The sequence below is a fragment of the Crocosphaera watsonii WH 8501 genome, assembly GCF_000167195.1.
Taxonomy (GTDB): domain Bacteria; phylum Cyanobacteriota; class Cyanobacteriia; order Cyanobacteriales; family Microcystaceae; genus Crocosphaera; species Crocosphaera watsonii.
Map to the genome: position 1 here is coordinate 1 of NZ_AADV02000149.1, position 10,813 is coordinate 10,813.

The 10,813-nt window shown below is 36.4% G+C and carries 11 protein-coding genes and 1 pseudogene; 6 read left to right on the forward strand and 6 right to left on the reverse strand.

The window, feature by feature from the left end; translation table 11 throughout:
• Nucleotides 1-595: transposase (locus CWATDRAFT_RS26110; protein WP_042712470.1), on the reverse strand; the 595-nt coding region annotated here is incomplete at its 3' end.
• 143 nt (nt 596-738) lie between these two features.
• On the reverse strand, nt 739-1,734 hold the full coding sequence (gene fmt / locus CWATDRAFT_RS26115) for a methionyl-tRNA formyltransferase (protein WP_007307831.1): 996 nt from the start codon (nt 1,732-1,734) through the stop codon (nt 739-741).
• 146 nt (nt 1,735-1,880) lie between these two features.
• On the opposite strand from fmt, the gene CWATDRAFT_RS26120 reads away from it, so the two are divergent.
• From CWATDRAFT_RS26120 to CWATDRAFT_RS26130, 3 genes are read left to right on the forward strand one after another with little or no spacing between them, the layout of a single operon-like run.
• Entirely contained in the window at nt 1,881-2,630 is a 750-nt protein-coding gene (locus CWATDRAFT_RS26120) for an amino acid ABC transporter ATP-binding protein (protein WP_007307822.1), read from the forward strand.
• 15 nt (nt 2,631-2,645) lie between these two features.
• On the forward strand, nt 2,646-3,224 hold the full coding sequence (locus tag CWATDRAFT_RS26125; RefSeq protein ID WP_007307823.1) for a Uma2 family endonuclease: 579 nt from the start codon (nt 2,646-2,648) through the stop codon (nt 3,222-3,224).
• Between the two features lie 24 nt (nt 3,225-3,248).
• Complete coding sequence (locus CWATDRAFT_RS26130) at nt 3,249-3,827, forward strand: Uma2 family endonuclease (RefSeq protein ID WP_007307824.1); 579 nt, start codon at nt 3,249-3,251, stop codon at nt 3,825-3,827.
• 244 nt (nt 3,828-4,071) lie between these two features.
• On the opposite strand, the gene CWATDRAFT_RS26135 is transcribed toward CWATDRAFT_RS26130, so the two are convergent.
• The 3 genes from CWATDRAFT_RS26135 to CWATDRAFT_RS26145 all read right to left on the reverse strand — a co-directional run bounded on the left by CWATDRAFT_RS26135 (nt 4,072) and on the right by CWATDRAFT_RS26145 (nt 7,435).
• Nucleotides 4,072-5,136 (reverse strand): Mrp/NBP35 family ATP-binding protein, encoded by a 1,065-nt coding sequence (locus tag CWATDRAFT_RS26135; RefSeq protein ID WP_007307830.1) that lies wholly within the window; start codon nt 5,134-5,136, stop codon nt 4,072-4,074.
• A gap of 80 nt (nt 5,137-5,216) precedes the next feature.
• The gene (locus CWATDRAFT_RS26140; protein ID WP_007307829.1) at nt 5,217-6,572 is read right to left on the reverse strand and encodes an O-antigen ligase family protein; all 1,356 of its coding nucleotides are present in this window, start codon (nt 6,570-6,572) and stop codon (nt 5,217-5,219) included.
• A 32-nt stretch (nt 6,573-6,604) separates the two neighbouring features.
• The gene (locus CWATDRAFT_RS26145; RefSeq protein WP_007307828.1) at nt 6,605-7,435 is read right to left on the reverse strand and encodes a YaaW family protein; all 831 of its coding nucleotides are present in this window, start codon (nt 7,433-7,435) and stop codon (nt 6,605-6,607) included.
• A 457-nt stretch (nt 7,436-7,892) separates the two neighbouring features.
• Between CWATDRAFT_RS26145 and tpiA the strand changes: the two genes are divergently transcribed.
• Both tpiA and folP read left to right on the forward strand, forming a co-directional pair.
• Nucleotides 7,893-8,624, forward strand: a complete 732-nt coding sequence (gene tpiA, locus CWATDRAFT_RS26150) for a triose-phosphate isomerase (protein WP_007307825.1) — start codon at nt 7,893-7,895, stop codon at nt 8,622-8,624.
• 61 nt (nt 8,625-8,685) lie between these two features.
• The gene (gene folP, locus CWATDRAFT_RS26155; RefSeq protein ID WP_007307826.1) at nt 8,686-9,522 is read left to right on the forward strand and encodes a dihydropteroate synthase; all 837 of its coding nucleotides are present in this window, start codon (nt 8,686-8,688) and stop codon (nt 9,520-9,522) included.
• A gap of 42 nt (nt 9,523-9,564) precedes the next feature.
• On the opposite strand, the gene CWATDRAFT_RS41500 is transcribed toward folP, so the two are convergent.
• A complete protein-coding gene (locus CWATDRAFT_RS41500; RefSeq protein ID WP_326997439.1) occupies nt 9,565-9,957 on the reverse strand; it encodes a ribonuclease toxin HepT-like protein in 393 nt (130 codons plus the stop codon).
• 37 nt (nt 9,958-9,994) lie between these two features.
• Between CWATDRAFT_RS41500 and CWATDRAFT_RS26165 the strand changes: the two are divergent.
• Nucleotides 9,995-10,789, forward strand: a pseudogene (locus tag CWATDRAFT_RS26165) (IS1634 family transposase); the annotation flags it as partial.
• Nucleotides 10,790-10,813 lie beyond the last annotated feature (24 nt).

Genomic DNA, 10,813 nt, shown 5'->3' on the forward strand with positions numbered 1-10,813 from the left:
TTAATGGTTTATAAAGATTATCTATTATTCTTTCTGTCTCAATTCTGGCTTGATTTAATATGCCTAAATCCGTTGGGTATTTGATGTCTGCTGGCGCACAAGTCGCATCTAAAATTAGTTTACCTTTATTTTTTATTTTTTCTCCTTTTTCTTGGAGACAATCCTTTTTTTTTACTTCTTTATCACTCTTGTCTATTTCTCTTTTTACTATTTTTTTATTGATTTTGTTTATCAATTCTCCATCAATTCTTTTCCTAAAATGAACTAGCATTGAAGATTCCAGTGGTGGCTCTTGTTGATAACAATTTAAACCTATAAAGTATTGTAGATAGGGATTTTCTCTAATCTGTTCTATAGTTTCTCTATCACTTGTTCCTAATTTTTCCTTAATAATTAATGTCCCTAATGCCATTCTAAATAGTTTGGCTGGCGCACCTTTTTCTGCTGAAAAAAGTTTAGCATATTCTTCCTCAAAATCATCCCAAGGTATCAACTCTGCCATGATTACCCAACGATTATTGGGGGACAATTTGCCCTCGAAAGGTAATTCAAATTTTTCTGGGGGCGGTAAAGGTTGCTCCTCTTTTCGATACATTTGTTCTTGACCAACAACTGGGAGGTGTTTCTACCAATTATAGCGGTTTGTAGCCGACAAAGCTGATCTTTTTTGCGATCGCGAATATGGGTGTAACCTTTTAAAGAATAGGGTTTTGCTTTTATTCAGCAAACCCTAATTAACTAACTTAACAATTCCCCTACTTTTAGATGAGTTCCATTAACTAAATCCCACCCTGACTGGGGACGTTTTCCGGAACGCTGGATTTCTGAGAGTAATAGTAACCCTTTTCCTGTTTTAATAACTGGTCCGAAGTTCTTGATTAAACCAATAACTTCTCCAGGTTTTCCTATGGTTTTATCTAAAGATTTTAGCTGATTGTTTAACTCTTGATAACTTTCATCTAATGATTGTAAATGATCATCATCCATAGGAATAGTTGCCATGATTTTAAGTTTATCATCCCGGAAAGATGTAAAACAATTGGGATAAAATCCTCTTATTTGATTATGAATAGCGATGGCCGATTTATTCCAGTCAACTATAAAATCATCTTTATTAATCAAAGAAGCATAAGTTGCTTCCTCATTATTTTGGGGAACTGCTTGAATTTCATTACTTTCTAATTTTTCTAGAGTTTCGATTAATAAATCTGCCCCTTGATTAGCTAATTTTTCAGCTATTTGATAAGCATTTTCAAATAAATTTATATCAGTGTAAGCCTTCAATAACATATCTCCTGTATCCATACCCTCATCCATTAACATCGTCGTAATTCCAGTTTGGCGATCGCCGTTATAAAGACACCATTGAATGGGTGCCGCACCACGATATTGAGGTAAAATGGAACCGTGAACATTAATCGCTCCCACTTTAGGCATTTGGAGTATTTCTAAGGATAAAATCTGTCCATAAGCCACAACCACAAAGGCATCAGCTTGACTATTTTTTAATTGAGAAAGTGTATCTTGATCTTTTTTTATTCTTTTCGGTTGCCAAATAGGAATATTATGATTTAAGGCTATTTTTTTTACGGCTGAGGGAATTAATTGTTTGCCTCTTCCTCTTCTTTTATCTGGTTGTGTCACCACTCCGATAACATTAAAGCGAGAATGATCTAATAATTTTTGTAAAGTGGGTACAGCAAATTGAGGGGTTCCAAAAAATATAACCTGCATAATATTTTTACTAAAGTTCAATCCTATTTTAAAATAAATTGATAACAATTTAACTAACTTTTCTCATTAATCTAGAAATATAAAGAAAACTTTCGTTTATAATTGCTAAAATAGGTTAAGTTTAATCATTAAGGAACACTGAAATTATGAGCCAAACTGCCCCAGAAAACGCTATCATCGCCCAAGATGTAGAAAAATGGTATGATAACAACTTTCATGTTTTGCGAGGGGTTAGTCTTACCGTAACACAGGGGGAAGTTGTGGTTGTTATGGGTCCATCAGGTTCAGGAAAATCTACATTTATTCGCACATTTAACGCCTTGGAACCCTATCAAAAAGGTAGTATCACTATTGATGGCATTAAATTATCCCATGATCTCAAAAATATTGAAGCTATTAGGAGAGAAGTGGGAATGGTATTTCAACAATTTAATTTATTTCCCCATTTAACTGTCCTTAATAATGTTACCTTAGCACCCATTTGGGTACGACATTGGAAAAAAGAAAAAGCCGAAGCTAAAGCAATACAGCTATTAGAAAAAGTAGGTATTTTGGAACAAGCGGAAAAATATCCAGGTCAATTGTCCGGGGGACAACAGCAACGAGTAGCGATCGCCCGTGCCTTGGCCATGGAACCGAAAATTATGTTATTTGATGAACCGACTTCAGCCCTTGATCCTGAGATGATTAAAGAAGTATTGGATACCATGCGTAGTTTAGCCGATGGGGGAATGACAATGGTATGTGTCACCCATGAGGTAGGGTTTGCACGAGAAGTTGCCGATCGCGTTGTCTTTATGGATGGAGGCAAAATAGTAGAAATAGCTACACCTGAAGATTTTTTTAATGCTCCTCAAGAGGAAAGAAGTCAGAAATTTTTATCACAAATTTTGTAAAAGAAGTAAAGTACAATGATGCTCACTGAACCTGTTATCTTAAACTTAAAAAATGTTGGCTTAAGTAATGAACAATTTTATCAACTTTGCCAAGTCAATGATCAATGGAGACTAGAAGAAACAGCCCAAGGAGAATTAATTATTATGCCCCCCGTTGGTGCCATTAGTGGTAACAGAGAGTCTGAGTTTAACGCAGATGTAGTTATCTGGAATCGTCAAACTAAACTAGGAAAAGTTTTTAGTTCTTCTACTGTTTTTATTTTACCAAATCGGGGTAAACGTTCTCCAGATGTTGCTTGGATATCTAATGAAAGATGGGACAGTTTGACTTTACAGGAACAAGAAAAATTTGCTCCTATTTGTCCCGATTTTGTCATAGAATTAAGATCCAGAACTGATGGTTTAAATCAACTTCAAAGAAAGATGCAAGAGTATCTTAATAGTGGTTTAAAGTTAGGTTGGTTGAGCTATCCCCAAAGTCAACAAGTAGAAATTTATCGTCAAAATAAAGCGAGAGAAATTGTCTTATTACCAACTACTTTATCAGGAGAAAATATCTTACCTGGATTTAGTTTAGATTTCCCTATATTTTAGCTTTTAATACATATAAAATTCACAATGATTACTACAGAACCTATCATCTTAAGCCTAAAAAATGTTGGTCTAAGCGATGAACAATTTTATCAACTTTGCCAAGTTAACGATCAATGGAGACTAGAAGAAACAGCCCAAGGAGAATTAATTATTATGCCCCCCGTTGGTGCCATTAGTGGAAATAGAGAATCTGAGTTAAATGGTTTAGTTTGGTTGTGGAATCGTCAAACTAAACTAGGAAAAGTTTTTAGTTCTTCTACTGTGTTTATTTTACCAAATGGTGGTAAACGTTCTCCTGATGTTGCTTGGATATCTAATGAAAGATGGGATAGTTTGACTTTACAGGAACAAGAAAAATTTGCTCCTATTTGTCCCGATTTTGTCATAGAATTAAGATCCAGAACTGATGCTTTAAATCAACTTCAAAGCAAGATGCAAGAGTATCTTAATAGTGGTTTAAAGTTAGGTTGGTTGATCGATCCCCAAAGTCAACAAGTAGAAATTTATCTTCAAAATAAAGCAAGAGAAATTGTCTCATTACCAACCACTTTATCAGGAGAAAATATTTTACCTGGCTTTAGTTTAGATTTACCTGTATTTTAAATTTTAAGAAGCCTGAGATTAACAATGATTACTACGGAAAAGAAAAAATACTTTTGGCAGGTGGGCAAAGTTTTCTACATCATTAGTAGCTAAAATAATACTCTGATTTGCCCACCCTACGAGAATCTTAAATCTTGACCAAATAGCACTATACATCATGATTAGGACATCTATAAAATTGCAAAACATTTTAGGCCGATGCACTCCCCACCTTACTGCAATGTCCTAATCTTTTTTCACACTACTAAGCTAAGGCCGCCACAGATACTTTTCCTGCAATATTTTGGGCGATCGCAGTTAAGGCTTTAGCAGAGGCCGACTCTGGGGCTGACATGACAATGGGAACCCCATGATCTCCCCCTTCTCTCAGGGCAATTTCCAAAGGAATACAGCCCAATAAAGGCACTTGTAACTCTTTTGAGGTTTTTTCTCCTCCACCGGAGCCAAAGAGGTCATAACTGCGTTCTGGTGCGTCTGGGGGGATAAAATAACTCATGTTCTCCACAATACCCAAAACATTAACCCCTAGTTGTTCAAACATTTTTAAGCCACGACGAGCATCTTGGAGGGAAACGGTTTGGGGGGTGGTGACAATGATCGCACCGGCCATGGGAACCGCTTGAGCCATAGTTAACTGAGCGTCTCCAGTCCCTGGGGGCATATCCACCACTAAATAGTCTAACTCTCCCCAGTTGACTTGATAGAGAAATTGACGGATGATGCCATTGAGCATGGGACCACGCCAGATGACTGGTTGATCGGGGTCGATCAAAAAGCCCATGGATACCATTTTGACCCCATAGTTAAAGGCCGGTTGGAGGATGTCTCCTGCTGGGTTTTTCTCCACTTGCACTTCTGTATTTTCCAGTCCTAACATAGTGGGGACATTAGGCCCGTAAATGTCAGCATCGAGTAAACCAACTTTTGCTCCGGTTTGAGCCAAGGCAACGGCAATATTTACAGCAACGGTACTTTTTCCTACTCCTCCTTTACCGCTAGAAACAGCGATAATATTTTTTGCTCCTGCTACAGAATTTTGATCCGGGAGAGATGGCTGCTGTTGGGGGGTTTCTGAGGTGACATCTACGTTTACGGATGTTACTCCTGGTAAGGTTTGAACCGCTTTTTTGCAGTCTTCAACAATAAATTCACGCAGAGGACAAGCAGGGGTGGTTAATACTAGGGTAAAGCTAACGTTACCGCCTTCTACGGCAACATTACGAATCATATTCAATTCTACTAAACTCTTTTGTAGCTCTGGATCTTGAACCGGTTTTAATACGTCTAAAATTGATTGAGTATCGAGCATTGTAACTAATGGTATCTCCTATTAAGCAGCTTTATATATTGCTGCCATTGCTTATATATTCAATTTTAACTGTTTTGGGGTCATTTCTTAACAAACATCTCATTGAGACTATTAGAGCTTAAGCATTGATAATTAGCAATTCCTGCCATAGCTGATAATAATAGCCAGCCGATTAAGTTCACTCTCAAATCAAAAATACTCACGTCTAATAGATTAAAAATAATACACAAACTAAAAGCCACTAGATAGGTAAATAGTAATAAACAATCTTCTTCAGGATGAGCAAATTTATCACTAAAATTGTTCTTGATCGTAGTCATCAACATAACTATTTTGGCGATTATTGTTCCCACCAACCCACTAAATAATAATGTTCCAATCGCACCAATCTCTGCTAATAACATTAAAAAGAGATTGTGAGGATGTCCCATCCAAACATTCATTTTTTCTTGATAAACAGGGGTAAAGTTTCGCAGTCCCCAACCCAAAATAGGGCGTTCTAACATCATGTTCCAAGCCACACCCCATTGAGTAGTTCTTAGGGCTGTAACATAACGGTCATCGTACATTTCATCTGTTAATCTTGCCCAGAAATAACTGGGAACTAATTGACGCATAAAATCTTGATAAATAGGAATCCAAGCAGCCCAAAGCACTAAAAACATAATCAGTAAAACTGTGGCAATAATCCAATACCAACGCAAATAAATAGCAAAAAACATCAAAGCTAAGAAAGCAAGTCCCCAAGCACTGCGAGAATTAGTTAAAATCAAGCCAATACCATTAAATAAAATAGCAATACTGAGAATTGATAATTGCCAGTTAATCAGTAGTTTTTTATTTTTAAACCCCGTCGTTAACGACGGGGTATTAAAGGAACGACGACGATAATGTAAAATCCATAACCCAATAGATAGAGTAAAGGCAACTACCAAAAAAAAGGCTAAAGTATTGGAATACATTAATAAAGAAGACATCCTCCCATCAGGATGACCATAAGCCGTCATCTTAATGCCGATACTGTGTAAAAATAACGGGGTTTGCCAGCCAAAAAATAACTGCATAAACCCCAAAAAACAAACAGGAATCGAGGTTAATACTAACCACCAAGCTAGTTGATATAATTGCAAAAAATCCTTGAAAAAAAATGGGAAAGATGCTATCATCAGGAAAGATGGTAAAAAGTTCCCTAACCCTTCCCAACTATAGCGAGAATAAACCGCTAACAGAGAAGTTATTATTAGCCAAAGGAATAGTAAGCCCCAACCCCAGTTAATCGGGTTACTAATAATTTTTTTATATTTTTGTCTCCATAAACCGATTAAAACGATACCAAGGGCTGTGGCTCCGAAGTCAACGGAAAAAGGGAGGAGAAAAACACCAAACTTGAGGGTATTTCCTAGCAAATTAACTTTAGTTTTATTCAATTGATTCATAAAAAATTATTTTAATAATGAACGCTGAGTTATTAAGCAACCTCCCAACACTCCATACGAGTTAGGCGAATTTGAGCTAGGGTAAAAACAACAGGGATAATCCGGCCATAGTTAGTGGCGATCGCTCGCCAACCGAGATCCGCCAAAAACCAACCCCATAACACCGGGCCAACAAAGGATAAAACCCCTCTCACCACGCCATAACGGGCTGCTGTCATAGCCATACCCCGTCGTGCCGTATTAATCGCCACTTGGTTAGCAACGGCAGCACCACCACGAATTACGGCTTGTTGGGCCACTTGATAACGGGCAAAATGGAGAGCAAACTGTTGAGCAATATGTTTGAGCAGTAAAGGTTTAACAATAGAATTAACCGCAAAAGCACTGCTACCCTTTAATACTAGGTTGATGGGGTTATGTTGTAGTTGTACCGGTAAAGCATCGGGAAGATGAGATTTTGCCAGAGATGCTTGTATTTGCTTCATTAAACTATTTTGTTGAGCAGGGGGCAAATTTTTCCAAGCTTTTCCCAACAAATTCAAGAAAATATCCGCTTCAATATCGATTGTCGTCATCTGATTAGAGTAAGGAATTTTCAGGTACTGACAAACCTGAATCAACGTTTGACGATAACTAAAGCGTTTAGTGTTGCGCTTTAATACCGTTAACCCATCAGAAGCTAAAAAACGGAACCTCGCCTCAATCTTATCTAACCAAGTATCCCAGTCTTGACTTTGCACTTCGATAGGATCTGGAGTTTGTAAATAATCAAGGGGGTTAAATTTACGGCAGAAGAGAACTTGTGTTAGTTGACGTAACTCCTCTTCTGTAGCCATTTCTAGGGCCGATCGCAGTTCATCCAAAATCAGTACCTCCCAACAGGATATTGAGTCGTAGGGTTTTCCTGATAGCCTGTTTTCTCATATTCAGGAAATCACCTCTATTATCACACACATCTTAACTTGTCTTGGCAGGATTTATCTTAGTTGGCAGTTGGATGTTTTCAATCTTCTCTAGTTAATTGTTTGTTTTGATCCCAAATAAAATCAGCCCGTCTAATAATTTTGTCAACAGACTGATCCTCTGCTCTTAATAGTTGCTTATTGCTGAAATCAATAAAAAATTTACAATCCACTTTCCTTTTGCCTTTTGCCTTTTGCCTTGCTAAAACGTATTTTAAATGCGTTTTAGCTGACTCCCCCTTAATATTAAGCTAAAAGTAACGATAAATAGCAAATTTTCTGCAACCCCTATTCAGAGATACCCTTTTGGCACTAAACTAGAAGTTTGCAAAATAATTGTTGATGTAGATTATTGAAAATGGCTGTAGGAAAAATTATCATTGCAGGTAACTGGAAAATGCACAAAACTCAGGCCGAGGCCCTGGAGTTTTTAACGGTATTAAAATCAAAAGTAGAAGAGACAAACGAAACCAGAGAGATCGTTCTCTGTGTCCCCTTTACTGCCCTTAGTATCCTCTCCAAAAGCTTGCATGGGGGAAAAGTTCGTTTAGGGGCCCAAAACGTCCACTGGGAGGATAAAGGGGCTTACACTGGTGAAATTTCTGGCCCCATGCTAACAGAGTTGAGTGTAGACTATGTTGTAATTGGTCATAGCGAACGCCGTCAATATTTCTCAGAAACCGACGAAACCGCTAATTTACGAGTTATTACCGCCCAACGTCATGGCTTAACCCCTATTCTCTGTGTGGGAGAAAGCAAGCAACAAAGAGACGCAGGAGAAGCCGAAAGCGTTATCATTAATCAGTTGCAAAAAGGTTTAGTGGATGTAGATCAAAGCAACTTAGTTATTGCTTATGAACCTATTTGGGCCATCGGCACCGGAGATACTTGTGAGTCAACAGAAGCTAACCGTATTATTCGTGTCATTCGTGATCAATTATCTAATAAAAATGTCACCATTCAATATGGGGGTTCCGTAAAGCCTAATAATATTGATGAAATTATGGCCCAGTCAGATATTGATGGGGCTTTGGTTGGGGGTGCAAGTTTAGATCCTGTTAACTTTGCCCGTATTATTAATTATCAATAACAATTTTGATTTGTAGGGGTTAACGGCCGTTAACCCCTACTGTTTTAATTAATAAACAACCATGAACAATTTAATTATTCGAGAACATAGGTTTGAGTGGGGAAAACGCACTCATTTAATGGGGATATTAAATGTTACTCCCGATAGTTTTAGTGATGGGGGACAGTTTAATAGTCTCGAAACCGCATTAGAACAAGCTAAAAATATGATTGACAGTGGTGCAGATATTATTGATATCGGCGGACAATCTACTCGTCCTGGGGCTGAAGAAATTACCCTAGAAGAAGAGTTAAAACGAGTAATTCCTATTATTAAACATTTACGTCAATATAGTTCTATTCCTATTTCTATTGATACTACTCGCTCAGCAGTTGCTCAAGCTGCTATTAAGGCAGGGGCAGATATAGTTAATGATATTTCTGGGGGAACTTTTGATGAAAAAATGCTTTCAACTGTGGCTAGTTTACAGGTTCCTATTATTATTATGCACATTCGGGGAACTCCTAAAACTATGCAACAAAAAACGGATTATGATGATCTAATTAATGACATAGTTAACTGGTTAAATACTCAAATTAAGCAAGCTATTGAAGCAGGTATTGAACAAGATAATATAATTATTGATCCTGGCATTGGTTTTGCCAAAAATTATCAACAAAATATAGAATTATTAAAGAATTTATCTAGTTTTCATGCTTTAGGATGTCCTATGTTAGTAGGGGTTTCTCGTAAGAGTTTTATTGGACATATTTTAGGGAAAAAAGATCCTCAAAAAAGAGTCTGGGGAACCGCAGCAGCTTGTTGTCATGCCATCGCTTCTAAAACCGATATTTTACGGGTTCATGATGTACCAGAAATTAAAGATATTATTAAGGTTTCTGATGCTTTATGGCGTTGATAACCCAGTAGGGGCTTAATATTATTAAGCCCCTACAATATATTAAGCCCCTACAGAGTTTGCTTTGCTGTCTAACCAAAGATTAAATGTTGTAATAGCTTCTTTAACTTTTTCAGAAGAAATAATTACTTTTTGAGCTAAAATAAGCAACTGATAAGCTTTTAATTTAACTTGATAGTTATGGCGAACTAAATGACGAAATTTTCTGTATTCATCTAATTCTAATAATAAAGAACCTTGCCATAAAGGAGGGCGGTTATAACCCCCAATATCAGCCATTTGACGTAATAATTGTTCGTGCCAATTTTCTCCTTTTGGTAAACTTTCATCTAACCCAGATTCCGCACTTAAAAAAGTAGCATTAAATACTACAAGCCTGGGTTTAATAATTAAGTATAATTGCTTAAGCTCTTGAAGACAAAAAAGTGGTATAATTGCTTAAGTTGTTTCCTCTGTAAAAAAAGAGCGAAAAATGTCTTATTTAGAAGAAATACAAGTTAAAAATTTAGACCATTTAGGGATAGTAGCTGGTTTAATTGATGAAATAGGAATAGTCAAAATAATTAATAATAAATTAGGAATAGATGTTAGAGAAAAAATCTCAGCAGGTACAGTAGTTAAGTCTATTTTAATCAATGGACTAGGATTTGTTTCAAGACCTCTATATTTATTCAGTCAGTTTTTTCAAGATAAAGCCATTGAGAAATTGTTAGGAGAAAGAATTAAACCTAATTACCTTAATGATGATAAAATTGGGAGAGTAATGGATGAATTATATAAATATGGACTAAATGATATTTTTATTGAAGTAGTTTTAGAAGTAATTAAAAAATTTAAAATAGACCTTAAATACTCCCATTTAGATTCCACATCATTTCATTTAGATGGAGAATATAAAAGGGAAGAAGATAAAGAGAAACAGGAAGAAGAAAAAATTATTAAAGAAAGACCAATTCTTATTAAGAAAGGATATTCTCGGGATCATAGACCAGACTTAAAACAATGTGTCTTGGATTTAATAACAAGCCAAGATGGAGATATTCCATTATTTGTGAGAGTAGGAGATGGAAATGAATCTGATAAAGCTGTATTTGGAAAAGTTTTAGTAGAATTCAAAAAGCAAATAAAGTTTGATAGTATCATGGTTTGTGATAGTGCTTTATATGGTCAAGAAAATCTCCAACTAATCCAACATTTAAAATNGTTCATATGGACACAGATAACCATAAATAAGCAAAAGTCGAGCTCAAATATAGAGTGGGAACAATAAAAGATGCAGCTCAAAGCTAAG

Bases quoted from the DNA above. Each gene is read 5' to 3' on its own strand.
- fmt (WP_007307831.1), bottom strand. From the start codon at position 1,734: ATGCAGGTTATATTTTTTGGAACCCCTCAATTTGCTGTACCCACTTTA.
- CWATDRAFT_RS26120 (WP_007307822.1), top strand. From the start codon at position 1,881: ATGAGCCAAACTGCCCCAGAAAACGCTATCATCGCCCAAGATGTAGAA.
- CWATDRAFT_RS26125 (WP_007307823.1), top strand. From the start codon at position 2,646: ATGATGCTCACTGAACCTGTTATCTTAAACTTAAAAAATGTTGGCTTA.
- CWATDRAFT_RS26130 (WP_007307824.1), top strand. From the start codon at position 3,249: ATGATTACTACAGAACCTATCATCTTAAGCCTAAAAAATGTTGGTCTA.
- CWATDRAFT_RS26135 (WP_007307830.1), bottom strand. From the start codon at position 5,136: ATGCTCGATACTCAATCAATTTTAGACGTATTAAAACCGGTTCAAGAT.
- CWATDRAFT_RS26140 (WP_007307829.1), bottom strand. From the start codon at position 6,572: ATGAATCAATTGAATAAAACTAAAGTTAATTTGCTAGGAAATACCCTC.
- tpiA (WP_007307825.1), top strand. From the start codon at position 7,893: ATGGCTGTAGGAAAAATTATCATTGCAGGTAACTGGAAAATGCACAAA.
- folP (WP_007307826.1), top strand. From the start codon at position 8,686: ATGAACAATTTAATTATTCGAGAACATAGGTTTGAGTGGGGAAAACGC.